Raw genomic sequence first — 24,726 nt, forward strand, 5'->3', positions numbered from 1 at the left:
GTCCGAGGTCAGGATTGTTGATGAAGATGGTTGCCAGGACGCATGGCCTCCCGGCAATTTCCAAATCTATTCCGCCGCCACGTTCATGCGCATCCGCTCCATCTCGATCAGCGCGCGGCGGTATTCGACCGGCATGATCTTCCGGAATTTCGGCCGGAAAGTCGCCCAGTCGTCGAGGATTTCGCGACCTCGTACCGAGCCGGTGTAGTGGACGTGGTTGGAGATCAGCTGATAGAGCCGCTCCTCGTCATGGCTGGTCATATCGCCGGATACGTCGACACGGCCCTTATGGTCGAGATCGCCGCCATGGTGGAGCAGCTTTTCCATCAGGTCGTCCTCTTCCGGAACCGGCTCCAGCTCGACCATCGCCATGTTGCAGCGTTCGGCGAAATCACCCGCCTCGTCGAGCACATAGGCGACGCCGCCCGACATGCCGGCGGCGAAGTTGCGGCCGGTCTGGCCGATGACGACGACGATACCGCCGGTCATGTATTCGCAACCATGGTCGCCGACGCCTTCAACGACGGCGGCGACACCCGAATTGCGCACGGCAAAACGCTCGCCGGCAACGCCGCAGAAATAGGCCTCGCCCTCGGTTGCGCCGTAGAGCACGGTATTGCCGACAATAATGGACTCGGCAGCAACGATTTTCGTGTTCTCCGGCGGGCGGATGACAATGCGGCCACCCGACAGGCCCTTGCCGACATAGTCGTTGGCAGCGCCCACCAGTTCGAAGGAGACACCGCGCGCCAGGAAGGCGCCAAAGGACTGGCCGGCCGTGCCGGTGAGCTTGACCGAGATCGTGTCCTCGCGCAGGCCCTTGTGCTTGAAGCGCTTTGCCACCTCGCCCGACAGCATGGCGCCGGTCGAACGGTCGACGTTGCGGATCGGCAGTTCGACACTGACCGGCTGCCTGGCTTCGAGCGCCGGCTTTGCGAGTTCGATCAGCTTGCGGTCGAGCACGTCGTCGATCGGATGCTTCTGCCGCTCGGTCCAGTGCACCGCCTCGTGCGGCGCATCGGGCTTGTAGAACATCTTGCTGAAGTCGAGCCCGCGTGCCTTCCAGTGCTGGATCAGCTCGCGCTTTTCCAGAAGGTCGGTGTCGCCGATGATCTGGTCGAGATGGGTGTAGCCCATCTCGGCAAGCAGCGCCCGCACCTCTTCCGCCACATAGAAGAAGAAGTTGATGACGTGCTCGGGCGTGCCCTTGAAGCGCTTGCGCAGCACCGGGTCCTGTGTCGCGACGCCGACGGGGCAGGTGTTGAGATGGCACTTGCGCATCATGATGCAGCCGGCCGCGATCAACGGCGCGGTCGAAAAGCCGAACTCGTCGGCGCCGAGCAGTGCGCCGATAATGACGTCACGCCCGGTGCGCAGGCCGCCATCGACCTGCAGCGCGACGCGCGACCTGAGGCCGTTGAGCACCAGCGTCTGGTGCGTCTCGGCAAGGCCCATCTCCCACGGGCTGCCGGCATGCTTGAGCGAGGTCAGCGGCGAGGCACCGGTGCCGCCGTCATAGCCTGATATGGTGATGTGGTCGGCACGCGCCTTGGCGACGCCGGCCGCAACCGTGCCGACGCCGACTTCCGAGACCAGCTTGACCGATACGTCGGCCGCCGGATTGACGTTCTTCAGGTCGTAGATGAGCTGCGCCAGATCCTCGATCGAATAGATGTCGTGATGCGGCGGCGGCGAGATCAGGCCGACGCCCGGCGTCGAGTGCCTGACCTTTGCTATGGTCGCATCGACCTTGTGGCCCGGCAGCTGGCCGCCCTCGCCGGGCTTCGCCCCTTGCGCGACCTTGATCTGCATCATGTCGGAATTGACCAGATATTCCGCCGTGACGCCAAAGCGTCCCGAAGCGACCTGCTTGATTGCCGAGCGTTCGGGGTTCTTGCCGCCGCCCGGCAGTGGCAGATAGCGGTCGGCCTCTTCGCCGCCCTCGCCGGTGTTCGACTTGCCGCCGATGGCGTTCATGGCGCGCGCCAGTGTCGTGTGCGCTTCCCTTGAGATCGAGCCGAAGGACATCGCCCCGGTCGAGAAGCGCTTGACGATATCGGCCGCCGGCATCACCTCGTCGAGCTTGACCTTCTTACGCCCGGTCTCTTGCGCAAGCTTGATCTTGAACAGGCCGCGAATGGTCTGCGCCTGCGCCGTCTCGCTGTCGATCTGGGCGGAATAGTCCTTGAACGTCTCCCACGAGCCTTGGCGCACGGCGTGCTGCAAGGTCGCCACGGCGTCGGGCGACCAGATATGGGCCTCGCCGCGCATGCGGAACATGTATTCGCCGCCGACCTCGAGGCTGTTGCGCAGCACCGGGTCGTTGCCGAAGCCGTCGGTGTGGCGGCTGACCGTTTCGGCGGCGATCTCGTCCAGCCCGACGCCTTCGATCAGCGTCGCCGTGCCGGTGAAGTACTTCTGCACGAAGTCCGACTTGAGCCCGATGGCGTCGAATATCTGCGCGCCGCAATAGGACTGGTAAGTGGAGATGCCCATCTTGGACATCACCTTCAGGATGCCCTTGCCGATCGACTTGATGTAACGGGAGACGACTTCGTAGGCATCGACCTCCGCTGGCAATTCGCCACGCTTGTGCATGTCGAGCAGCGTGTCGAAAGCGAGATAGGGATTGATCGCCTCGGCGCCGTAGCCGGCGAGACAGCAGAAATGATGCACCTCGCGCGGCTCGCCGGATTCCACGACGAGCCCAACCGAGGTGCGCAATCCCTTGCGGATCAAATGATGGTGCACGGCCGCCGTTGCCAGCAGCGCCGGAATGGCAATGCGATCCGGCCCGAGCTGACGGTCCGACAGGATGATGATGTTGTAGCCGCCGGCGACCGCCGCCTCGGCGCGCTCGCACAGCCGGTCGATGGCGCCCTGCATGCCGGCCGCGCCTTCATTCGAACCGTAAGTGATGTCGATCGTCTTGGTGTCGAAACGGTCTTCGGTGTGGCCGACGGAGCGCAGCTTCTCCAGATCGCCGTTCGTCAGGATCGGTTGGCGCACTTCGAGCCGCTTGCGGCGCGAATTGCCGACAAGATCGAAGATGTTGGGCCGCGGCCCGATGAAGGACACCAGGCTCATCACCAGCTCCTCGCGGATCGGGTCGATCGGCGGATTGGTGACCTGTGCGAAATTCTGCTTGAAATAGGTGTAGAGCAGCTTCGATCTGTCCGACATTGCCGAAATCGGCGTGTCGGTACCCATCGAGCCGACGGCTTCCTGGCCGGTGGTCGCCATCGGCGACATCAACAGCTTGGTGTCCTCCTGGGTGTAGCCAAACGCCTGCTGGCGGTCGAGCAGTGAGACATCCCTGCGCAGGGCGCGCGGCTCGACCGGGTTCAGATCCTCGAGGATGAGCTGTGTGTTGGCGAGCCAGCTCTTGTAGGGATGCCTGGTCGCGATCTCCGACTTGATCTCCTCGTCGGAAACGATGCGGCCCTTGTCCAGGTCGATCAGCAGCATGCGGCCGGGCTGCAGCCGCCACTTCTTGACGATCCTTTCCTCCGGCACCGGCAGCACGCCGGCTTCCGAGGCCATGATGACGCGGTCGTCATCGGTGACGATGTAGCGCGCCGGCCGCAGCCCGTTGCGGTCGAGCGTAGCACCGATCTGGCGGCCGTCGGTGAAGGCAACCGCCGCTGGCCCGTCCCACGGCTCCATCAGGGCTGCGTGATACTCGTAGAAGGCCTTGCGGTCCTGACCCATCAGCTTGTTGCCGGCCCAGGCTTCCGGGATCAGCATCATCATGGCGTGGGCGAGCGAATAGCCGCCCTGCGTCAGGAATTCGAGCGCATTGTCGAAGCAGGCGGTGTCCGACTGCCCTTCATAGGAGATCGGCCACAGCTTCGAGATGTCGTTGCCGAACAGTTCGGAATCGACCGAAGCCTGCCGCGCCGCCATCCAGTTGACGTTGCCGCGCAGGGTGTTGATCTCGCCATTGTGGGCGACCATGCGGTAGGGATGCGCCAGCTTCCACGACGGGAACGTGTTGGTCGAGAAGCGCTGGTGAACCAGGATCAGCGCCGTCTCGAAACGCGGGTCGGTGAGATCCTTGTAGTAGGCGCCGACCTGATAGGCCAGGAACATGCCCTTGTAGACGATGGTCCGCGACGACATCGAGACGACATAGAAGCCGTTGTCGACGCCTTTGGTCTCTTCGTGGATACGGCCGGAAATGACCTTGCGCAGGATGTAGAGCCGCCGCTCGTAATCGTCGTCGTTCTCGATCTCGGCGCCGCGGCCCAGGAACACCTGCCGGTGCACCGGCTCGGAAGCGGCTATGTCGGGCGCCTTCGACAGCGACGAATTGTCGACCGGCACGTCGCGAAAGCCGAGCAGCGGCTGGCCCTCGAGCTGCGCCACCTCGGCGATGATGCCTTCGATATGCGCCTGCAGCTCCGGGTCGCGCGGCATGAACACGTGGCCGACGGCGTAGTGGCCGGGCTTCGGCAGTTCGACCCCTTGCTTGGCCATCTCCTCGCGGAAGAAGCGGTCCGGCAGCTGCACCAGCACGCCGGCGCCGTCCCCCATCAGCGGATCGGCGCCGACCGCGCCGCGATGCGTCAGGTTTTCGAGCACGGCAAGGCCGTCCTCGACGATCTGGTGCGACTTCACGCCCTTCATGTTGACGATGAAGCCGACGCCGCAGGCATCATGCTCGTTGCGCGGATCATAGAGGCCGTGCGCAGCATAGCCGGTGCTGGTTCGCCGAATATTGGTCAGGGACGGATTTTTGACGGCTGCCGCTGTCGTCTGCGCGGCCTTCGTCGCAGATGGCGTCATGTCCGTCATCGTCCTGTCCTCCGTTCCGTCCCCTTCGGGCGCTGGTTTCCGTCGGGAAGCGCGTGGCTCCCCTTTCAATCTTGCGGCACGTCTTGCGAAATTCTTGCCGACCGTGCGGCTTTCCGCATCGTTCGCATATGGTATTCGTACAGGCTGGAGCCAGGCTGTCTAGCTGTCGCTCGCGGCAATGCCGCAGAGGCGCAATCATATGCCAATGCGGCCAGTTTTGTGCGACAAAATAAGACAGCACTACTGTCCTAAATTTTTATGACAGAAATTTTGGATGCACACAAGACCGATTCACAAAATTCTTGAGGCTTTCGCGACAGAAAATTGCGCGGAACGCCGTGTCAGCGTAGCCTTCAGTCGCTGCATCTACGCTCATGCGTTTCGCTGGCTTTAGCGGATTTTCGGCATCTGCCACTTGCGGCCGGCATGCGAAAGCGGCCAAGCTCGCATCGATTTCCCCAGCATAGGCAGACGCATGATTTTCGCTTCCGACAATTGGGCAGGCGCCCATCCCCGTATCGCTGCCGGCCTGTCGGGCCATGCCGACGGCTTCTCCACCGCCTATGGCGACGGTGCCCTCGACAAGGCCGTTTACCAGCGCTTCAATGAAATCTTCGAATGCGAGGTCGCGGTGTTTTTCGTCGCCACCGGCACCGCTGCCAATTCGCTGTCGCTGACTACCTATAACAAGCCAGGCGGCATTTCCTTCTGCCATCGCGAATCGCACGTCATCGAGGACGAATGCGGTGCACCGGAATATTTCACCGGCGGTTCGCGGCTTTATACAGTCGAAGGCGCACTCGGCAGGATCGATGCCGGCAATCTGGAACGGGCGGTGGACCGTTTCGCACCCGAAAACGTCCATTCCGGGCGGCCGGTTGCCGTTTCGATCACCCAGTCGACCGAAGTCGGCACCGTCTACACGCTGAACGAAATCGCCAGGATTTCGGCGATCGCAAAGCAGCACGGATTGCCGCTGCACATGGATGGGGCCCGCTTTGCCAATGCGCTCGTCGCGCTGGAAACGACGCCGGCCGAAATGACCTGGAAGCACGGTGTCGACATCCTCTCCTTTGGCGGCACCAAGAATGGCTGTTGGTGCGCCGAGGCGATCGTGCTGTTCGACCTCGAGCGAGCCAAGGAATTGGCCTTTTTGCGCAAGCGCGCGGCCCAGCTGTTCTCGAAATCGCGCTTCATCGCCGCGCAATTCGATGCTTATTTCAGGGGTGGGCTATGGCTCGACACAGCACGGCACGCCAATGCGATGGCGGCACGGCTTGCCGCGGCGATAGAAGATTCCCCTTCGGCCCGGCTGGCCTGGCTGCCGCAGGCGAACGAGGTCTTCGCAGTCATGAAAAAGGCCGAGGCCGAAAGAATGCAAGCGGCAGGGGCGGCCTTCCACGACTGGCACAGGCCGCTCAGCTACGACGGCTACATTGGCGAAGACGAAGCGCTCTATCGCTTTGTCACCAGCTTCGCGACCACGCCCGACGAGGTCGACCGTTTCGGCTACCTGCTCGCCGGATAGCAAGCCTTGCCCACCAGCAAAAGAGCGGCGCATTGCTGCACCGCCCTTTCTTCCCGGGGAGTTGGCGTCCCGGAGTTTAGCTGCCTGGCTTAGGCGGCAGTCTTGGCCTCGATCTGCTTGGCCTTGGCCGGAGCCGAGGTGATCGCGATCTTGCGCGGCTTCAGCTCTTCGGGGATGTTGCGCTTGAGGTCGACGAAGAGCAGGCCGTTCTTCAGCGCGGCGCCGACAACCTCGACGTGATCGGCAAGCTGGAAGCGGCGCTCGAAGGCTCGACTGGCGATACCGCGATAGAGCAGTTCGGAGCCTTCGCCATTGCCTTCCTCCTTGCGCTCACCCTTGACGGTCAGCACATTGCGGTGAGCTTCGATCGAAATCTCATCTTCCGAGAAGCCGGCCACAGCCATCGAGATGCGATAGGCATCCTCGCCCGTGCGCTCGATGTTGTAAGGCGGATACGTCTGGCCTTCCGGCTGCGCAAGCGAATCGAGCATGGTGAACAACCGGTCAAAACCGACGGTCGAACGGTAGAGCGGGGAAAAATCAACGTGACGCATGGTGTGTTCTCCTGTTGAGCAACAAGGTTGCGTATGGCCGGTGCGAAACCCGTGACGGCGTTCCGGATGGGCCAGCGGCCCCGACATTGGCGACCGCATGACAAATTTGGGAAGCCGGCGACGGCATTTCAAGATTTTCCCGCGTCCAAACGGGACCGGTCCCGGCCCACGTCCCGATGCCGATGAACGGCAGATGAACCGTGGCTTCGGCGAGCGTTCAGCCAGGCGGCACTAAAACTGTTCTCGAGATCACGAACAGGTCGCCGGGAAGGCGACACGACGAGGCCGAACCGGGTGTAACGTCCCTTCCTCCCGGTCGACAGAGGCCGGAAGCACGCCAAGGCTGCTTCCGGCCTTACTTGTTCGCTGCCTGGCGGTCGACCTCCCCGGCGTCCCAAATTCCTTTGCTTTTGGCGCATGGGCGTTTATGCCTGACTTGCGCCCACGCCGGCACCGACACCAACCAAACACCGTATGACCGATCTTCTCCACCAGCCCCCTCTCTTCCACGAAACTCCGGGCAATCCGCTGCCGGAAAACACGGCCGGCGGCTTCTTCACCACGCGCGACGGCAAGAAGATCCGCTATGGGCTGTTTGCCGCGGTTGCCCGCCCGATGAAGGGCACCGTCGTCGTCCTGACCGGCCGCAACGAGTGCATCGAGAAGTATTTCGAGACCATTCGCAACCTTACCGACCGGGGCTTCGGCGTGGCAACCCTCGACTGGCGCGGCCAGGGCGCTTCCGACCGGCTGATCGGCGACCGACAGCGCGGCTTCGTCCGGAGCTTCTTCGACTACACCAGTGATCTGGAGCAGTTCTTCGAGGAGATCGTGCTGCCCGATTGCCGAGGACCCTACTACATACTGGCCCACTCGGCCGGCGCGGTGATTGCGCTGCTCGCCGCGCCCTCGATGGCGAACCGCGTGCGCCGCATGGTGCTGATCGCACCGTTCTTCACCGTGCCGGACCTGCCGGTTTCGGTAAAAACCGTCCGCCGCATCTGTTCGCTGTTCAGCCTTCTCGGCCTTGGCCGACTCTATGCCGCATGGGGGCCGCGGCCCAAGGAATCGGTGCCCTTCGCCATGAACAAGCTGACCAGCGACCCGGAACGCTATCGGCGCAATACGCTGATCTACGAAACCTATCCGCAGCTGGCGCTCGGCGGACCGACGATCCGCTGGCTGAAGGCGGCGACGGAGGCGTCCTTGATCGTCAGCGACCCGGATTTCATGGCCAAGATCCACGTGCCCTTGCTGATGATCGCCGCCGGCGCCGACCAGGTCGTCTCGACCAGGGCAGTCGAGGCCTATGCGAGACGTCTGCGCGTCGGCTCGCTGGTGATGATCGACGGCGCCCGCCATGAGATCCTCCAGGAAGCCGACCTCTATCGCGAGCAACTGCTTGCGGCATTCGATGCCTTCATCCCAGGAACCGGTGACGTCTGAGCCGCATACCTGTCCGGCTTCAGCTCACGCGGGCAAAATCCATGATCCAGTTGGTCTCCCATGTCTTGCCGCCGTCCGGCGAAAAAGCCTGCTCCCAGCGTGCCGACCTGTCCGTGATCCGCGACCACAGGAAGCGAACCTGGATCGGCTGGCCGTCGAAGACGTCTTCGCACAGGAACGTGCCGACGCCCGCCACGAAAGTGCCGCGCATCGGAACATCGATGGTCGACGGATTGCGGCCGTCGATCCACCAGATCGACCATTGCCTCGCCGCCGGGTCGAAGGTCCGCAAGGTGGCGGCGCGATAGGGCCCGCCGGGCAATTCAATCCAATTGTCGTCGATATTGCCGAGGCCGCCAAGGATCGGCCGCACGTCACACGTGCCGCCAAACACATCCCAGTTGCCGTCGCCCTGCAGCCGCTTCTGCAATCTTCGATGGCCGACGGTCCAGCGCCCGAAGAAGAAATCGAAATCGGCCCGCCCGTCCGCCGGAGCATCGGAATGGCTGGCTGCTGGCTGCGTCGGCATCTATGATCCTCCCGGCTGACAGCGTTTCATAGCGCATGCCAACTGACATCATCCTGTCAGGAGGTATGGCAACGATCTCGCCTGGGCAGTATGCCCAATCTCAGCCGCGCAGCGCCGCCATCGCCGCCGCGTGCAGTTCCGGTGTCGCCGCCGCCAAAATGTCGCCGCCCTTTTCCGCCGGTCCGCCTTCGAAGGTGGTGACAACGCCGCCTGCCTTCTCGATGATCGGGATCAGCGCGACGATGTCGTACGGTTTCAATCCGGGATCGGCAACGATATCGACGCTGCCCGCCGCCACCATGGCAAAGGCATAGCAGTCGGTGCCGTAACGGGCGAGCTGGACCTGTTGCTCGAACAGGTCGTAGCGCAGGCGCGCGTCTCCCTTGAACAGCGCCGGCGTGGTGGTGAACAGCGTCGCCTCGGTGAGATTCGTCGTCTTGCGCGTTGCGAGTTTTCGGGGGCCACCGGGACCTTCATAATGCGAGCCGGAAGCATTGGCGTAGAACAACTCGCCGGTGAAGGGCTGCGACATCATGCCGGCCACGGCATCGCCGTCGACCGTCAGTCCGACCAGCGTGCCCCATACCGGCAGGCCGGAAATGAAGGCGCGCGTGCCGTCGATCGGATCGATCACCCAGACATGCCGGCTGGAGATGTTTTCGCTGCCATGTTCCTCGCCGAGAATGCCGTGATCGGGGTATTGCGCTGATATCAGCGCCCGGATGGCGCGCTCGGCCTCGCGGTCGGCCTCGGTGACCGGGTCGAAGCTGCCGCGCTCCTTGTTGGTGACCGCGCCCTGGTTGCGGAAGCGCGGCAAGGTCTCGGCTGCGGCGGCACGCGCAATGCGCCGCATGAACTCGATGCTGATGTCCAACTGATTCTCCCGCTCCAGCATGTTTGGAGATACCCGTTTGCCTACGGATTTATGCCGAAACAAAGGCGTTCGGAGCCTTTCGCATGGTGCCAACTGTTGCTCGAATGCAACGCCGCCGTCATGGAAATGCAGTTTCCACTTCACAGTGAATTAAAAAAGCCGGAACGCGCCTTGACATTTGTGCAGCGCACAATACGTTTGTTCTCGGATAGGGGTTCCTGTCCATGCCCTCCTTGGGCGTTTCCTCCCTAGACTTCGACCGTGTCGTGCAAACGATGCGGTCTTTTTTTACGCTGCCGCATGAGCGGCGAGTGCCGCGATTCCGCGGCTATTCGGCGGCCAGCGGCAGATCCATGAAATTGTGATCGGGCATCGCCATCAGTTCGGCCGAAAACCGCGCCAGATCGTCGGCCAGTGCGTCGAAACCAGCCGATCTCTGGAACGTCCGCTCATTCATGTAGAGCCCGCGATTGACCTCGATCTGCAGCGCATGCAGATGGCGCACGGGGCGGCCATAGTGCTCGGTAATGAAGCCTCCGGCGTAGGGCTTGTTGTGGGCGACGCTGTAGCCCATGCCGGTGAGCAGGCCGATCGCCGTCTCGGTCAACGCCGCCGCGGCGGAAATGCCAAAGCGGTCGCCGACGATGAAGTCAGGCCGCAATCCGCTGTCGCCGACCCTTATGCTTGCCGGCATCGAGTGGCAGTCAATCAGCACGGCGTAGCCGAAGCGCGCGTGGGTTCTGGTCAAAAGCCGTTTCAGCGTCTCGTGATAGGGCTTGTAGACCGCTTCGATGCGCGCCACGGCTTCCGCCAGCGGCAAGCGGCCGGAATAGATGTCGAGCCCCTCGCCGACCAGCTTGGGCACGGTGCCGAGCCCGCCGGCCACCCGCGCCGAGCGGATGTTGCAGAATGACGGCACCGGTTCGGCGAACATGCGCGGGTCGAGTTCCCACGGCTCCCGGTTGACGTCGAGATAGGCGCGCGGGAAGTTTGCCGCCAGCATCGGCGCACCGAGCGCGACGGCGCCGCCGAACAATTCCTCGACATAGCAGTCCTCTGAGCGGCGGATGGCGTTGCGGTCCAGCTTGGCCATCGCCATGAACCGCTCCGGATAGTAGCGGCCGCTATGCGGCGAGTTGAAGAGGAAGGGAACGCGCTGTTCGGCGCCCGATCGGATTTCGAAGGGAGGAACGACCGAAAAATCCTCGGCTGCCGTTTTCAATTTGAACGAACCCGGGAATACCAATGCATCATGATAGGAAAGTGCCACCTCGCCGCCCGCATGTCCAGCCGCCGAAGCGCCAGCCAAATCAGGATTGTGCGGCCAACGTTCACTTGATGTTTACCGTCACCTCCTCATATACAGCATGGTTAACGGGCTTGCCGCACGGCATTGTCGGTTGGGTGATTCGGACGGGACAAGATGGCACGCATTCTGCTGGCGGAAGACGATGACGACATGCGCCGGTTCCTCGTCAAGGCGCTGGAGCGCGCCGGTTATCAGGTCAGCGATTTCGACAATGGCGCCAGTGCCTATGAGCGGCTGCGCGAGGAACCTTTTTCGCTACTTTTGACCGACATCGTCATGCCCGAGATGGATGGCATCGAGCTCGCCCGTCGCGCCACGGAGATCGATCCCGACCTCAAGGTGATGTTCATCACCGGCTTCGCCGCCGTCGCGCTGAACCCTGATTCCAAGGCGCCGAAAGACGCCAAGGTGCTATCGAAGCCGTTCCACCTGCGCGACCTCGTCAACGAAGTCGAAAAGATGCTGCAGGCCGCCTGACGCGTTTTTTGTCGCGTCTTGACCGACCCGGCAAGCCAGCCATTCTTTCGCTTTTCCCGCTATTGACGTGCCGAACCAAAAATGGTGTATGCGCGGCTTCGGATGGGCGTGTAGCTCAGCGGGAGAGCACTGCATTGACATTGCAGGGGTCACAGGTTCAATCCCTGTCACGCCCACCATCCAGACAATCCCTCAATTGGCCGTCGGTATTTTTCGTCGACTGACGTTGCCGGCCTATACCGGCCTCAGGCCGCACCGAGGCGCAGATCGCCGGTCTCGACGTGCTCCAGAAACCAGGCATAGGTCTGTTCCAATCCGCTGCGCAGCGAGTAGCGCGGGCGCCAGCCGGTGGCGAACAGACGCGACACGTCCATCAGCTTGCGCGGCGTGCCGTCCGGCTTCGTCGCATCGAACGTTATCGCAGCATCGGCGCCGGCGACCGACACGATGGTGCGGGCAAGATCGGCAATGGTGATGTCTTCTCCCGAGCCGACATTGATGTGGCTGTCGCCCGAATAATTCTTCAGCAACCAGACCAGCGCGTCGGCGGCGTCGTCGACATGCAGGAATTCGCGCATCGGCGTGCCTGATCCCCACACCTCCAGGCTCTTGCGGCCGGCGCGCCTGGCCTCGTGCGCCTTGCGCATCAGAGCGGGCACGACATGGCTGGAATTGAGGTCGAAATTGTCGCCCGGACCGTAGAGATTGGTCGGCATCGCCGAGATGTAGTCGACGCCGTACTGGCGCCGATAGGCCTGGCACAGTTTCAGCCCGGCGATCTTGGCGATCGCATACCATTCGTTGGTGGGTTCGAGCGGCCCGGTCAGCAAGGCGTCCTCGGAGATCGGCTGCGCCGCGAATTTGGGATAGATGCAGGATGAGCCGAGAAACAGCAGCTTCTGCACCTCGTTGCGGAAGGCGCTGTCGATGACATTGTTCTGCATGACGAGATTGTCCTGCAGGAAATCGACGGGAAGCCTGTTGTTGGCCAGGATACCGCCGACCTTGGCCGCCGCCATCACCACTGCATCCGGCTTGCGGTCGGCCATCCAGCGCCGCACGCCGGCCTGGTCGAGAAGATCGAGCTCGGCGCGCGAGGCGGTCATAACCTCGCAATCCTCGTCGGCCAATCTGCGCAAGATGGCCGAGCCGACCATGCCGCGATGTCCGGCCACGAAAACGCGCTTGCCCTGAAGGTCGAAGGTCATCAGCTTACCCCAATGCAGAACGGCAGCTATGCCAGTTGGCCGGCGGAGCGCCGGATCGGCTTCTCTGTTGCCGGACGCATACCGCATACAGATTTGCCCAGACAAGGCAAATCGCAAGCCACCCGAAGCAACCTTTGGATCGGACGCTGTAGCGCTCGCGATCAGACGCCCGCTACCGCGCAGAGGCTTGTCATTCTGGCAATGGCAAGCTCGGGGTCGGCCAGCAACCCTGCCTGGTCGGCAAGGCGAAAGACATCGGAATAGTGACGGATGCCGCGCGCCGATTGCATGCCGCCGATCATCGAAAAATGCTCCTGGTGGCCGTTCAGCCATGCCATGAAGACGATGCCGGCCTTGTAATATTCGGTCGGCACCTCGAAGATTTTGCGCGACAGCGGCACTGTCGGCGCCATCAGCGCGTCATAGCCGGCGCGGTCGCCGTCGGCCAGCTTTGCCAGCGCTGCATTGGCGACCGGCGCGATCGCATCGAAAATGCCGAGCAGCGCGTGCGAATGTCTGTCGCCGTCGCCGGCGATCAGCTCGGGGTAATTGAAATCGTCGCCGGTGAACATCAGCACGCCCTCAGGCAGCCGGTCCCTGAGCGCAATCTCCTTGCCGACATCGAGCAGCGATATCTTTATGCCTTCGACCTTGCCGGCATGGCGTTCGATGATCGCGACCACCGTCTCCAGCGCAGTTTCGAAGTCGCTGCTGCCCCAGTAGCCTTTCAGCGCCGGGTCGAACATGTCGCCCAGCCAGTGCAGGATGACCTTGCCGGAGGCCTGGGACAGGATGCGGTCGTAGACGCCGATATAGTCGTCGGGGCCTTTGGCGACCGCCGCCAGCGCCCGGCTGGCCATCATGATCGCCTTGCCGCCAAGCCCTTCGATGAAGCCGAGCTGTTCTTCATAGGCCGCGATGACATCGTCTAGCCTGCTGGCGCCCCCCGGCGCCAGATGGTCGGTGCCGGCGCCCGACGCAAGATCGGCGCCTTCGACGCTTCGCGCCTCGGCGATCGAGCGGCGGATCAATTCCTTGGCATTCGCCCAGTCGAAACCCATGCCGCGCTGAGAGGTGTCCATCGCTTCGGCGACACGGAAGCCAAGCCCCCAGAGGTGATGGCGAAACGCCATCGTCTTGTCCCAGTCGACCGCGGGCCTCGACCACGGATCGGTCATGGCGAGGGGATCGGCAACGACATGGGCGGCGGCGTAGGCGATGCGCGAGAAGCGAGCGCCGGCCACAGGCTGTACCGGCTGGCCGACAAGCCGGCAGCGGACACGGCCGGCGCCTTCCCCGGGCAAGGTGATGTCCATGGCTCTCTCCCTTGCCAATGCCTATTAAATGGAACGTTCCAACAAATCAAGATATTTTGACTCCTGCCTCGTGCAGCGAAAATTGCTGCATCGCAGCAGCCGAAAGCCCTGCTTGCCGGAGAATTGCGCCACCGAGCCGCATTTTTCCCGGCTTCGCAAAAACGCGATTGACTCAAATGCGCCGCAGGGATTAGATCGTTCCAATAAAATCGCACAAGAAACCACCGGGAGGACAGATCTGGATGGCCAGCCGGGCCAAGGCAACGATACTCGACATCGCCCGTGAGGCGGGCGTGTCCAAATCGACGGTATCGCTGGTGCTGCAAGGCAGCGGGCTGATCCGGCCCGAAACCGCGCTCAAGGTGCGCAAGGCGATCGAGGACGTCGGCTATGTCTACAACCGCGGCGCCGCCAATCTGCGCAAGGCCCATTCCAACGTCATCGGCATGGTCATCAACGATCTCACCAATCCGTTTTTCGCCGAGCTCGCGGTCGGCATGGAGCGCGTCTTCCAGTCGGCCGGAGTCGTGCCTTTCATCGCCAATACGGCTGAAAACCCGGTGCGCCAGGAAGAGGTTCTGAAATCGTTGATGGAGCAGGGTGTCGCCGGGCTCGTCGTGTCGCCGGCGCGCGGCACCACGCCTGGTGCGTTCCGTCGCCTTGAGACCGCAGGCGTTCCGGTCGTCTTCGTCATGCGCCGGCTTCCCGAAAGCCGTATCCCGGTGATCACGCCCGACAATCATCGCGGCGCCTATCTCGCCACCGCCCATCTGATCGGCAAGGGCCACCGCCGGCTGGCCTTCTTCGGCGGCTCGTCCGACCTTGTCGTCTATCACGAGCGCCTGGGCGGCTTTCGCGAGGCCTGTGAAGCGCTCGGCATCGATCCGGCCGACAGGCTGGTCTTCGAGGGCGAAACCAGCCGCAAGGGCGGTATTGCCTGCCTGGAAACCGCACTTGCCATGGCCGCGCCGCCGACCGCGGCCCTTTGCTTCAACGATGCGGTCGCCTTCGGCGTCTTGCTGGCGCTGCGCAAGCGCGGCCTGGAACCCGGCGCGGACTTTGCCGTCGTCGGCTTCGACGACGTCGCCGAGGCCGAGCACTATATGCCGGCGCTGACCAGCGTCGCGGTGAACACCGCCGGCCTCGGCGAGCGCGCCGCCCATGTCGTGCTGAAGATGATCCAGTCGCGCACCACGCGCGCCGAGGATCATATCGGCGCCGTCAACCTCGTGGTCCGGGAAAGCTGCGGCCCCGATCGCAATGGAACTCGGCGTGCAGGAATGGGAGACGCGGCATGACCGTCCGATGGGGATTGATCGGCGCCAGCACGATCGCAAGACAGTTCATGATCGGCGCCATCCGCGCGCAGAAGGACGGCGAGATCGCCGCGGTGATGAGCTCCAGCCCGGAGCGCGCCGCCAATTACGCCGGTGAAAACCGCATTCCGGCGGCGGTCTCGACGCTCGACGCCCTGCTCAAATCCGATATCGACGCCGTCTACATCTCGACCACTAACGAATTGCATCTCGAACAGGCACTCGCCGCCATCGAGGCGGGAAAGCATGTGCTGTGCGAAAAGCCGCTGGCGCTGACCAGCGCCGACGCGCGCAAGATGGTCGCGGCGGCCAGGGCCGCCGGCGTTGTGCTCGGCACCAATCACCATCTGCGCAATGCCGGCTCGCATCGGGCGATGCGCGAAGCGATCGCTGGCGGCCGCATCGGCAGGCCGATCGCCGCGCGCGTCTTCCACTCTGTCTATCTGCCGGAACACCTGCAGGGCTGGCGCATCACCAGGCCGGACGCCGGCGGCGGCGTGGTGCTCGACATCACCGTCCACGATGCCGACACGCTGCGCTTCGTGCTCGGCGACGATCCGGTCGAGATCTCGGCGTTCACACAATCGGCCGGCATGGCCGCCGGCGGGCTGGAAGACGGCGCCATGTGCCTCTGGCGCTTCGCATCGGGCGTCATCGCCCAGTCGCACGAGGGCTTTACCACCAAATTCGCCGGCAGCGGCTTCGAGGTGCATGGCAGCGAAGGCTCGCTGATCGCCAAGGACGTGATGACGCAGAAGCCGCTCGGCTCTGTGTTGCTTCGCACGGCACAGGGTGAGGAGGAATTGAGCTTCGACCGCGAAGACCTCTATGCCCGTTCGCTGCGCGAATTCCACGCGGCGATCCGCGGCGAGGGCCAGCCGTCCGCCACCGGCGAGGACGGCGTCTGGTCGCTGACATCAGCCGAAGCGGCATTGCAATCGGCCAGGTCCGGAAACGCCGTTGCCATCGACCCGAAGCTCGGGAGCGCCGCGTGAGCAAGCTCGTTTCAGCTGCTGAGGCTGCCGGCCTGATCAGGGATGGCATGGTCGTTTCCGTGTCGTCGTCGAGCGGCCTCGGCTGCCCGGATGCGGTGCTTGCCGCGATCGGCGAGCGCTTCGACGCCGAAGGCCATCCCAGGGACATCACGACGCTGCACCCGATCGCCGCCGGTGACATGTACGGCATCAAGGGCATCGACCATCTAGCCAAGCCCGGCCTGTTGAAGCGCACTTTGTGCGGCTCCTATCCGTCCGGGCCGTCATCGTCGGAACCGCCGCAGATCTGGAAGATGATCGGCGACAATACGGTCGCCGCCTACAACGTGCCGTCCGGCATTCTGTTCGACATGCACCGCGAAGCCGCGGCCAAGCGCCCCGGCGTGCTGACCAAGGTCGGGCTCGATACCTTTGCCGATCCGCGCCATCAGGGTTGCGCCATGAATGCTGCCGCCAGCGAGCCGATCGTTTCGGTGCAGCAGTTCGACGGCGAGGAATGGCTCTATTTCCGCTCGATCGTACCGCAGGTCGCGATCATCCGCGCCACCACGGCGGACGAGCGCGGCAACCTTACCTATGAGCATGAGGGTGCCTATCTCGGCGGCCTCGAACAGGCGCTGGCCGCCCGCAACAATGGCGGCATCGTCATCGCGCAGGTCAAGCGCGTCGTCGAGAACGGCACGCTGAAGCCGCACGATGTGCGCGTGCCCGGCGTGCTGGTCGACCATATCGTGGTGGCGCCCGACCAGTTGCAGACGACGCTGACGCCTTACGATCCGGCCATCTCCGGCGAGATCTTCCGGCCGCTGTCGAGCTTTCGCAACGCCGAGATGAACGTCCAGAAGGTCATTGCGCGCCGCGTCGCCATGGAGCTTGCCGACGGCATGGCGGTCAATATCGGCTTCGGCATCTCGGCCAATGTGCCGCGCATTCTGCTCGAGGAAGGCCAGCACGGCAAGGTCACCTGGGTCATCGAACAGGGCGCGGTCGGCGGCGTGCCGCTGCTCGACTTCAAGTTCGGCTGCTCGTCGAATGCCGACGCCTTCATGCCCTCGCCGCACCAGTTCATCTATTTCCAGGCCGGCGGCTTCGACGCCTCGCTGCTGTCCTTCCTGCAGATCGACCGGCACGGCTCTGTCAATGTCTCGAAGCTTTCGGCGCGGCCGCATGTCACCGCCGGCGCCGGCGGCTTCGTCGACATCACCGCGCGGGCGAAGAAGATCGTCTTTTCCGGTTTCTTCAACGCCGGCGCCAAGCTGTCGCTTGCCGGTGGCGGCATCCGCATCGACCAGGAGGGCAAGGTCAAGAAAGTCGTCGACGAGGTCGAGCATATCTCCTTCTCGGGCAAGCGTGCCGTCGCGCAGGGACAAGACATCACTTATGTCACCGAGCGCTGCGTGATGAAGCTGACGCCTGCGGGGCTGATGGTGACCGAGTTGGCGCCGGGCATCGACCTCGAGCGCGATGTGCTGGCGCAGGCCGAGATCCCGCTCGCCGTCGCCAACGACCTGAAAGTGACGCCGGATGCGCTCTACCGGGACCGGCCGATCGGCCTATCGCTCAATGGCGGCGCGTCGCTTGGAGGCGCACATGGCTGAGCGTCTGGTAACCTTTGAAACCGACGGCGCCATCGGCATTGTCACGCTGCGCCGGCCGGAGAAATTCAACGCGCTCGATATTCCGATGCTGCGGGCGCTGGAAGCGGCACTCGACGAGGCCGAGACAGCAACCGGCGTCCGCGTCGTGCTGGTCTGCGGCGAAGGCAAGGGCTTTTGCGCCGGCGGCGACGTCGAGGCTTGGGCAGAAATGAGCGCTGCCGATTTCCAGGTGCAATGGGTGCGCTACGGCCACCGCGTCTTCGACCGGCTGGCGCGGCTGCGGCAGCCCACGATCGCCGTTCTTGCCGGCCATGCGCTGGGCGGCGGGCTGGAACTGGCGGCGGCTTGCGACTTTCGCGTGGCGGAAACGCAGGTGAAGTTGGGGTTCCCCGAAACCTCGATCGGCGTCGTTCCCGGCTGGTCCGGCACACAGCGCGCCGTGCGCCGCTTCGGCGCGCAGGCAGTGCGGCGGATGGCGCTCGGCGGCGAGGTGTTTCTGGCGACCGAGGCTCTTGCTCTGGGGATTGTCGACCGGGTGGTCGAGACCGGCAAGGCGTTCGCCGAAGCCAAGGCCTGGGCCGGCAAGATCGCCGAGCGCGGGCCACTGGCAACCGAGGCCGCCAAGCTGATGATTGCCATTGCGGAAAGCGAGGAGAGTGCTGCCGCGACCGAAGCGCTGGCCAGCAGCTTCATCGCGCAGACAAACGATCTCAGGGCCGGCGTCGAGGCTTTCAAGGCCAAGCAGAAGCCGGCCTTCTCAAGATCTTAGGAACCTGAAACTCACATGAACGCACCTCTCAACATCGCCATGCCCGCCGAGGCAGCCGCTGCGCCGCAAAGCTACCGGCTGCTGATCGGCGGCAGGTTCGTCGACGCCCAGGACGGCCGCACGCTGGAGCGCAGCAGCCCCGGCCACGGCTTCACCGTCTCGCGCTATGCGCAAGCCGGCGCGGCGGACGTCGAGACGGCGGTACAGGCCGCGCACAAGGCCTTCGAGACCGGCCCGTGGCCGCGCATGAAGGCCGCCGAACGCGCCGCGATCCTGCTCAAGGCTGCTGACCTGATCGAGGCGCGGCTGGACGAGATTGCACGGCTCGACGCGCTGGAATCCGGCAAGCCGATTGCGCAAGCGCGCGGCGAGATCGGCGGCGCCGTCGACATCTGGCGCTATGCCGCGGCACTTGCGCGGACCCTTCACGGCGAAAGCTACGCCAATCTCGGCGACGCCATGCTCGGCGTCGTGCTGCGCGAACCGATCGGCGTCGTCTCGATCATCACGCCGTGGAATTTCCCGTTCCTTATCGTCAGCCAGAAACTGCCCTTCGCACTCGCCGCCGGTTGCACCGCGGTGGTCAAGCCGAGCGAGATGACCTCGGCCTCCACCTTCGTGCTCGGCGAGATCCTGATGCAGGCCGGCTTGCCGGATGGCGTCGTCAACATCCTTGCCGGGTTGGGCGCCGATGTCGGCGCACCGATGGTCAGCCATCCGCTGGTCGAGATGGTGTCGTTCACCGGCTCCACCCGCGTCGGCAGGATGACCATGGCGTCTGCCGCCAACTCGCTGAAGAAAGTCGCGATGGAGCTCGGCGGCAAGAACGGCCAGATCGTCTTTCCCGATGCCGACCTCGAGGCCGCCGCCGATGCGGCGGTGTTCGGCGGCTTCTTCAATGCCGGCGAATGCTGCAATGCCGGCAGCCGGCTGATCGTCCATGAGGCAATCGCCGACGAGTTCCTCGGCGCCGTCAAAGCCCTCACCGCCAAGGTGGTTGTCGGCGACCCGCTCGACGACCGCACCAAGGTCGGCGCGATGATCTCCGCCGACCATATGGCCAAGGTCACCGGCTACGTGACGGCAGCGGAAAACAGCGGCGGCCGGATCTATAGCGGCGGCAAGCAGCTTGCTTCGAGCGCCGGCCAGTATCTTGATCCGACCATCGTTCGCGACGTCACCGAAGACATGGCCATTGCGCGCGAGGAAGTGTTCGGTCCGGTGCTCTCGGTGCTGACTTTTGAATCGATTGAAAGGGCGTTGCACATCGCCAACAACACGCCCTATGGTCTGTCGGCGGGCGTGTGGAGCGCCAGCATCGATACCTGCATGTCGGTGGCGCGGAATGTGCGTTCGGGAACTGTTTGGGTGAACACGTTCATGGAGGGTTACCCCGAACTGCCTTTCGGCGGCTACAAGCAGTCCGGTCTCGGACGCGAACTCGGCAAGCGCGCCGTCGAGGATTATACCGAGGAAAAGACAATCCAGTTTCATCGCGGCCAGCGCACCGGATGGTGGGTCGGCTGAGTTGGGAAGAACCCGGTGGGCATCCGCCGGTCGTGTAAGTTCAACAAGGGAGGAAGTACATGTTGCGCAAACTGCTTATCGGGACGGCTCTCGCGTCGGGCGTTGCGTTCGCGGCCCATGCCGAAGACGTCAAGGAAGTCCAGATGCTGCATTGGTGGACGTCGGGCGGCGAAGCTGCCGCGCTGAACGTGCTCAAGCAGGATCTGGCCAAGGAAGGCTTTGCCTGGAAGGACGTGCCGGTGGCCGGCGGCGGCGGCGACGCCGCCATGACCGCGCTGAAGGCGATGGTGGCGGCCGGCAACTACCCGACCGCCTCGCAGATGCTTGGCTATACCGTGCTCGATTACGCCGCAGCCGGCGTCATGGGCGACCTGACCGAGACGGCGATAAAGGAAGGCTGGGACAAGTCCGTTCCCGCGGCCCTGCAGAAATTCTCCGTCTATGACGGCAAGTGGGTCGCGGCTCCGGTCAACGTCCATTCGGTCAACTGGCTATGGATCAACAAGGCGGTGATGGACAAGATCGGCGGCACCGAGCCCAAGACCTTCGACGACTTCATTGCGTTGCTGGACAAAGCCAAGGCGGCGGGCGTCATCCCGCTCGCGCTGGGCGGCCAGAACTGGCAGGAAGCGACAATGTTCGACTCAGTCGTGCTGTCGACCGGCGGGCCCGAGTTCTACAAGAAGGCCTTCAACGACCTCGACGAGGAGTCGCTGAAGTCCGACACGATGAAGAAGTCGTTCGACAATCTCGCCAAGCTCGTCACCTATGTCGACCCGAACTTCTCGGGCCGGGACTGGAACCTCGCCACCGCCATGGTCATCAAGGGCGATGCGCTGGTGCAGGTGATGGGTGACTGGGCCAAGGGCGAATTCAACGCCGCCAAGAAGGTCCCGGGCACCGACTTCCTGTGCTACCGCTTCCCGGGCACCGACGGCAGCGTCGTCTACAACTCCGACATGTTCGGCATGTTCAACGTTCCGGAGGACCGCAAAGCCGCCCAGATCGCCCTGGCCACCGCCACGCTGTCGAAGAGCTTCCAGTCGGCCTTCAACGTCGTCAAGGGCTCTGTTCCGGCCCGCACCGACGTGCCGGACACCGATTTCGACGCTTGCGGCAAGAAGGGCATGGCCGACCTGAAGGCCGCCAATGAAGGCGGCACGCTGTTCGGTTCGCTGGCGCAGGGCTATGGCGCGCCTCCCGCGGTTGCCAACGCCTACAAGGATGTCGTCTCGAAATTCGTGCACGGCCAGATCAAGACCTCGGACGAGGCCGTGACCCAACTGGTCAGCGCGATCGAAGACGCCAAGTAAGGCACCCGCCCATGTGAATGATCTCCCCGGCGCAAGCCGGGGAGATCCCCTGCGGCGAGGTTTTGCGGTTGCGCCGACCGGCACGCTTTCGTGCCGCAGAGCCCGAGACAGCAGAATTCCGGACCCGCCATACGGAATGGACAGATGAGCACAGTTGCTGAAACCAGTATCACGCTGACGCCGGAGCACGATGCCCGTCCGGGCGCCACGGTGCGCTCGCGCCTTCAGGACGCGCTGCCGAAGCTCGTGCTGGCGCCGAGCTTCGCCGCCACTATCGTCTTCGTCTACGGCTTCATCCTGTGGACGATCTATCTGTCCTTCACCAATTCCAAGACCTTTCCCTCCTATGCGATCACCGGGCCACGCGCCTATCAGCGGCTATGGCGCTGGACTTTCGAAAGCGATCCGCCGTCCTCCTGGTACACGTCGATCACCAATATGGGGATTTTCGGCTTCCTCTATATTTCCATCTGCCTGGCGCTCGGCCTGTTCCTGGCGATCCTGCTCGACCAGAAGATCCGCGGCGAAGGTGTGCTGCGGCCGATCTATCTCTACCCGATGGCACTGTCGTTCATCGTCACCGGCGTTGCCTGGAAATGGTTTCTGGACCCCGGCCTCGGCCTCGAGCAGACGCTGCACCAATGGGGCTGGACGAGCTTCCATTTCGACTGGATCAAGAACAAGGATTTCGTCATCTACACGGTGGTCATCGCCGGCGTCTGGCAGGCGTCGGGCTTCATCATGGCGATGTTCCTGGCCGGCCTGCGCGGCATCGACGGCGAGATCCTGAAGGCGGCGCAGATCGACGGCGCCACCACCTTCCAGCTCTACCGTCGCATCGTCATCCCGCTGCTGCGGCCGATCTTCCTGTCCGCCTTGATCGTCCTCGCGCATCTCGCCATCAAATCCTACGATCTGGTGGTCGCGCTGACCAGCGGCGGACCGGGCGGTTCGGCCTGGCTGCCGTCCAACTTCATGTATGAGTACACCTTCAAGCGCAACGAGATGGCCGTCGGCTCGGCCAGCGCCGTGATCATGCTGATGACCATCACCGCGATCATCGTTCCCTATCTCTATTCCGAGCTTCGGGAGAAGCCGCGATGAGCGCCGTGGCCACTCCTGCTCGCCAGAGCACTGGCGGTATCAGCGCCAGGACGGTCAACCGTATTGTCATCTACGGGCTGCTGGCGCTGTTCGCGCTGTTCTATCTGATGCCGCTGTTCGTCATGCTGGTGACCTCGTTCAAGACCATGGACGAAATCCAGAACGGCAACATGCTGGCGCTGCCGAAGGAGCCGACCTTCGCACCTTGGGTAAGGGCGTGGAGCGAGGTTTGCTCGGGTCTCACCTGCGTCGGCATGAAGGGTTATTTCTGGAACTCGATCAAGATGGTGGTTCCGGCCGTCATCATCTCGACCCTGCTCGGCGCGCTCAACGGCTATGTGCTGACGAAGTGGCGCTTTCGCGGGGCGACGCTGGTGTTCGGGCTGATGCTGTTTGCCTGCTTCATTCCGTTCCAGTCCGTCCTCTTGCCGATGGCAACGATCCTCGGCAGCCTCGGCCGGTTCGGCGTCAAGCTGCAGAACGCGACCGGCCTCACCTTCGGCTTCGGCAATCCGACCGTGAACCTTGTGTTCGTTCACGTCGTCTACGGCATCGGCTTCACCACCCTGTTCTTCCGCAATTATTACGAAGCGTTTCCGAACGAGCTGGTGAAGGCGGCGCAGATCGACGGCGCCAGCTTCTTCCAGATCTTCCGGCGCATCATGCTGCCCAACTCGCTGCCGATCATCGTGGTGACGGTGATCTACCAGTTCACCAACATCTGGAACGACTTCCTCTTCGCTTCCGCCTATGCCGGCTCAGGCGACGTGATGCCGATGACGGTGGCGCTGAACAATGTCGTCAACACCTCGACCGGCGTCGTCGAATACAACGTCAACATGGCGGCGGCGATGATCGCCGCGCTGCCGACGCTCCTCGTCTACGTGCTCGCCGGCCGCTATTTCGTGCGCGGCCTGATGGCCGGCGCCGTCAAAGGATAATCGCATGGCTTTTCTGGAAATTGACGGGCTGAAGAAGCGTTTCGGAGCGGTCGAGATCCTGAAAGGCATCGACCTCGACCTGGAAAAGGGCGGCTTCCTCGTGCTGGTCGGGCCTTCCGGTTGCGGCAAGTCCACGCTGCTCAACACTATTGCCGGCCTGGAAACCATCACCGAAGGGGAAATCCGCGTCGACGGACGCACGATCAACGATCTCCACCCCTCCAAGCGCGACATCGCCATGGTCTTCCAGAGCTACGCGCTCTATCCGAACATGACGGTTGCCGGCAATATCGCCTTCGGCATGGAGATGCGCGGCGTGCCGGCCGGCGAGCGCCAGAAGGCGATCGACAAGGTGGCGAAGGTCCTGCAGATCGGCCATTTGCTGAAGCGCAAGCCAAGCCAGCTCTCCGGCGGCCAGCGCCAGCGCGTCGCCATGGGCCGGGCGCTGGTGCGCGATCCAAAGCTGTTCCTGTTCGACGAGCCTTTGTCCAATCTCGATGCCAAGCTGCGTGTCGACATGCGCATCGAGATCAAGCGCCTGCACGCCACCACCGGCACCACCATCGTCTACGTCACCCACGACCAGATCGAGGCGATGACGCTGGCCACCAAGATCGCGGTGATGCGCGACGGCGAGGTGCAGCAGTTCGGCACGCCAGCCGAAATCTATAACAATCCGGTCAACCTGTTTGTTGCCGACTTCATGGGCTCGCCGGCGATGAACCTGATCCCGGCGACGATCGGCAGCAACGGCAGCGGCTTCTCCGTCGTCATGGAGCGCGAGGCGCGCCAGCCGATCTCGCTGCCGCTGGGCAATGCGCCGGCCGGCCTGTCGGCATTCCAGGGAAAACCGATCATCTTCGGCGTCCGCCCGGAAGCACTGACCGATCCCGAGGGTGCCGAGCGCAACGCCTCGAACATCGCCCGCGCCGACTGTCACATCGAGGTCATCGAGCCGGCCGGCTCGGACACGTTCGCGGTCACCAATCTCGGCGGCAAGGCGGTGGTGGCGCGGCTGCGCGCCGATGCCAAAATCCAGCCCGGCACGGTCACGCCGCTCGCCTTCAACCTGACCAAGGCGGTGTTCTTCGATCCGGCGACCGAGAAACGCATCGTCTAACGGCC

19 protein-coding genes and 1 tRNA gene are annotated in these 24,726 nt (G+C 63.5%); 13 read left to right on the forward strand and 7 right to left on the reverse strand.

Annotated elements, in window-relative coordinates:
* Positions 1 to 66 precede the first annotated feature (66 nt).
* Positions 67 to 4,797 (reverse strand): glutamate synthase large subunit, encoded by a 4,731-nt coding sequence (gene gltB, locus NKJ20_RS01020; protein WP_352742072.1) that lies wholly within the window; start codon positions 4,795 to 4,797, stop codon positions 67 to 69.
* Positions 4,798 to 5,272: 475 nt separating this feature from the next.
* On the opposite strand from gltB, the gene NKJ20_RS01025 reads away from it, so the two are divergent.
* Positions 5,273 to 6,325, forward strand: coding sequence for a threonine aldolase family protein (locus NKJ20_RS01025; RefSeq protein WP_352742074.1), 1,053 nt, complete (start codon positions 5,273 to 5,275; stop codon positions 6,323 to 6,325).
* An 89-nt stretch (positions 6,326 to 6,414) separates the two neighbouring features.
* On the opposite strand, the gene NKJ20_RS01030 is transcribed toward NKJ20_RS01025, so the two are convergent.
* Entirely contained in the window at positions 6,415 to 6,879 is a 465-nt protein-coding gene (locus NKJ20_RS01030) for an Hsp20 family protein (protein ID WP_023675381.1), read from the reverse strand.
* 474 nt (positions 6,880 to 7,353) lie between these two features.
* On the opposite strand from NKJ20_RS01030, the gene NKJ20_RS01035 reads away from it, so the two are divergent.
* The gene (locus tag NKJ20_RS01035; RefSeq protein ID WP_352742076.1) at positions 7,354 to 8,325 is read left to right on the forward strand and encodes an alpha/beta fold hydrolase; all 972 of its coding nucleotides are present in this window, start codon (positions 7,354 to 7,356) and stop codon (positions 8,323 to 8,325) included.
* Between the two features lie 19 nt (positions 8,326 to 8,344).
* Here NKJ20_RS01035 and NKJ20_RS01040 read toward each other — a convergent pair whose 3' ends face one another.
* The 3 genes from NKJ20_RS01040 to NKJ20_RS01050 form a co-directional block, all read right to left on the reverse strand.
* On the reverse strand, positions 8,345 to 8,854 hold the full coding sequence (locus NKJ20_RS01040) for a DUF1579 domain-containing protein (RefSeq protein ID WP_352742078.1): 510 nt from the start codon (positions 8,852 to 8,854) through the stop codon (positions 8,345 to 8,347).
* 100 nt (positions 8,855 to 8,954) lie between these two features.
* Positions 8,955 to 9,728: a histidinol-phosphatase gene (gene hisN, locus NKJ20_RS01045; protein ID WP_352742080.1), complete on the reverse strand. Its 774-nt coding sequence runs from the start codon at positions 9,726 to 9,728 to the stop codon at positions 8,955 to 8,957.
* 328 nt (positions 9,729 to 10,056) lie between these two features.
* A complete protein-coding gene (locus tag NKJ20_RS01050) occupies positions 10,057 to 10,998 on the reverse strand; it encodes an N-formylglutamate amidohydrolase (protein WP_023675377.1) in 942 nt (313 codons plus the stop codon).
* 153 nt (positions 10,999 to 11,151) lie between these two features.
* Here NKJ20_RS01050 and cpdR point away from each other — a divergent pair, with 153 nt between their 5' ends.
* The gene (gene cpdR / locus NKJ20_RS01055) at positions 11,152 to 11,514 is read left to right on the forward strand and encodes a cell cycle two-component system response regulator CpdR (RefSeq protein ID WP_006199474.1); all 363 of its coding nucleotides are present in this window, start codon (positions 11,152 to 11,154) and stop codon (positions 11,512 to 11,514) included.
* 104 nt (positions 11,515 to 11,618) lie between these two features.
* Positions 11,619 to 11,693: transfer RNA gene (locus tag NKJ20_RS01060), tRNA-Val, on the forward strand.
* Between the two features lie 66 nt (positions 11,694 to 11,759).
* Here NKJ20_RS01060 and fcl read toward each other — a convergent pair.
* Together fcl and NKJ20_RS01070 are read right to left on the reverse strand one after the other, a co-directional pair.
* Positions 11,760 to 12,722, reverse strand: a complete 963-nt coding sequence (fcl, locus tag NKJ20_RS01065; RefSeq protein ID WP_352682500.1) for a GDP-L-fucose synthase — start codon at positions 12,720 to 12,722, stop codon at positions 11,760 to 11,762.
* Positions 12,723 to 12,883: 161 nt separating this feature from the next.
* The gene (locus NKJ20_RS01070) at positions 12,884 to 14,038 is read right to left on the reverse strand and encodes a dihydrodipicolinate synthase family protein (RefSeq protein ID WP_352448237.1); all 1,155 of its coding nucleotides are present in this window, start codon (positions 14,036 to 14,038) and stop codon (positions 12,884 to 12,886) included.
* Between the two features lie 242 nt (positions 14,039 to 14,280).
* Here NKJ20_RS01070 and NKJ20_RS01075 point away from each other — a divergent pair, with 242 nt between their 5' ends.
* The 9 genes from NKJ20_RS01075 (at position 14,281) to NKJ20_RS01115 (ending at position 24,721) form a co-directional block, all read left to right on the forward strand.
* The gene (locus NKJ20_RS01075) at positions 14,281 to 15,336 is read left to right on the forward strand and encodes a LacI family DNA-binding transcriptional regulator (RefSeq protein ID WP_352448238.1); all 1,056 of its coding nucleotides are present in this window, start codon (positions 14,281 to 14,283) and stop codon (positions 15,334 to 15,336) included.
* Positions 15,333 to 16,349: a Gfo/Idh/MocA family protein gene (locus NKJ20_RS01080; protein WP_352448239.1), complete on the forward strand. Its 1,017-nt coding sequence runs from the start codon at positions 15,333 to 15,335 to the stop codon at positions 16,347 to 16,349. The genes NKJ20_RS01075 and NKJ20_RS01080 overlap by 4 nt, the downstream gene beginning before the upstream one ends.
* Entirely contained in the window at positions 16,346 to 17,947 is a 1,602-nt protein-coding gene (locus NKJ20_RS01085; protein ID WP_352448240.1) for an acyl CoA:acetate/3-ketoacid CoA transferase, read from the forward strand. Before NKJ20_RS01080 ends, NKJ20_RS01085 begins: the two co-directional genes overlap by 4 nt.
* Positions 17,940 to 18,716, forward strand: coding sequence for an enoyl-CoA hydratase/isomerase family protein (locus tag NKJ20_RS01090; RefSeq protein WP_352742083.1), 777 nt, complete (start codon positions 17,940 to 17,942; stop codon positions 18,714 to 18,716). The genes NKJ20_RS01085 and NKJ20_RS01090 overlap by 8 nt, the downstream gene beginning before the upstream one ends.
* A 15-nt stretch (positions 18,717 to 18,731) precedes the next feature.
* Positions 18,732 to 20,243: an aldehyde dehydrogenase family protein gene (locus tag NKJ20_RS01095; protein ID WP_352448242.1), complete on the forward strand. Its 1,512-nt coding sequence runs from the start codon at positions 18,732 to 18,734 to the stop codon at positions 20,241 to 20,243.
* A 59-nt stretch (positions 20,244 to 20,302) separates the two neighbouring features.
* Positions 20,303 to 21,556, forward strand: coding sequence for an ABC transporter substrate-binding protein (locus tag NKJ20_RS01100; protein ID WP_031194023.1), 1,254 nt, complete (start codon positions 20,303 to 20,305; stop codon positions 21,554 to 21,556).
* A gap of 144 nt (positions 21,557 to 21,700) precedes the next feature.
* A complete protein-coding gene (locus tag NKJ20_RS01105; RefSeq protein ID WP_023675368.1) occupies positions 21,701 to 22,660 on the forward strand; it encodes a carbohydrate ABC transporter permease in 960 nt (319 codons plus the stop codon).
* On the forward strand, positions 22,657 to 23,601 hold the full coding sequence (locus NKJ20_RS01110) for a carbohydrate ABC transporter permease (protein WP_352742085.1): 945 nt from the start codon (positions 22,657 to 22,659) through the stop codon (positions 23,599 to 23,601). The genes NKJ20_RS01105 and NKJ20_RS01110 overlap by 4 nt, the downstream gene beginning before the upstream one ends.
* Positions 23,602 to 23,605: 4 nt before the next feature.
* Complete coding sequence (locus tag NKJ20_RS01115; RefSeq protein ID WP_023675366.1) at positions 23,606 to 24,721, forward strand: ABC transporter ATP-binding protein; 1,116 nt, start codon at positions 23,606 to 23,608, stop codon at positions 24,719 to 24,721.
* Positions 24,722 to 24,726 lie beyond the last annotated feature (5 nt).

Origin of the sequence: Mesorhizobium sp. M0185 (genome assembly GCF_040322175.1) — a bacterium.
Taxonomy (GTDB): domain Bacteria; phylum Pseudomonadota; class Alphaproteobacteria; order Rhizobiales; family Rhizobiaceae; genus Mesorhizobium.

What these genes read in the sequence shown, in the direction of transcription:
- NKJ20_RS01035 (WP_352742076.1), top strand. Translation starts at nt 7,354, where the DNA reads ATGACCGATCTTCTCCACCAGCCCCCTCTCTTCCACGAAACTCCGGGC.
- cpdR (WP_006199474.1), top strand. Translation starts at nt 11,152, where the DNA reads ATGGCACGCATTCTGCTGGCGGAAGACGATGACGACATGCGCCGGTTC.
- gltB (WP_352742072.1), bottom strand. Translation starts at nt 4,797, where the DNA reads ATGACGGACATGACGCCATCTGCGACGAAGGCCGCGCAGACGACAGCG.
- NKJ20_RS01115 (WP_023675366.1), top strand. Translation starts at nt 23,606, where the DNA reads ATGGCTTTTCTGGAAATTGACGGGCTGAAGAAGCGTTTCGGAGCGGTC.
- NKJ20_RS01040 (WP_352742078.1), bottom strand. Translation starts at nt 8,854, where the DNA reads ATGCCGACGCAGCCAGCAGCCAGCCATTCCGATGCTCCGGCGGACGGG.
- NKJ20_RS01110 (WP_352742085.1), top strand. Translation starts at nt 22,657, where the DNA reads ATGAGCGCCGTGGCCACTCCTGCTCGCCAGAGCACTGGCGGTATCAGC.
- NKJ20_RS01080 (WP_352448239.1), top strand. Translation starts at nt 15,333, where the DNA reads ATGACCGTCCGATGGGGATTGATCGGCGCCAGCACGATCGCAAGACAG.
- NKJ20_RS01090 (WP_352742083.1), top strand. Translation starts at nt 17,940, where the DNA reads ATGGCTGAGCGTCTGGTAACCTTTGAAACCGACGGCGCCATCGGCATT.
- NKJ20_RS01100 (WP_031194023.1), top strand. Translation starts at nt 20,303, where the DNA reads ATGTTGCGCAAACTGCTTATCGGGACGGCTCTCGCGTCGGGCGTTGCG.
- NKJ20_RS01075 (WP_352448238.1), top strand. Translation starts at nt 14,281, where the DNA reads ATGGCCAGCCGGGCCAAGGCAACGATACTCGACATCGCCCGTGAGGCG.
- NKJ20_RS01095 (WP_352448242.1), top strand. Translation starts at nt 18,732, where the DNA reads ATGAACGCACCTCTCAACATCGCCATGCCCGCCGAGGCAGCCGCTGCG.
- fcl (WP_352682500.1), bottom strand. Translation starts at nt 12,722, where the DNA reads ATGACCTTCGACCTTCAGGGCAAGCGCGTTTTCGTGGCCGGACATCGC.
- NKJ20_RS01105 (WP_023675368.1), top strand. Translation starts at nt 21,701, where the DNA reads ATGAGCACAGTTGCTGAAACCAGTATCACGCTGACGCCGGAGCACGAT.
- NKJ20_RS01030 (WP_023675381.1), bottom strand. Translation starts at nt 6,879, where the DNA reads ATGCGTCACGTTGATTTTTCCCCGCTCTACCGTTCGACCGTCGGTTTT.
- NKJ20_RS01070 (WP_352448237.1), bottom strand. Translation starts at nt 14,038, where the DNA reads ATGGACATCACCTTGCCCGGGGAAGGCGCCGGCCGTGTCCGCTGCCGG.
- NKJ20_RS01025 (WP_352742074.1), top strand. Translation starts at nt 5,273, where the DNA reads ATGATTTTCGCTTCCGACAATTGGGCAGGCGCCCATCCCCGTATCGCT.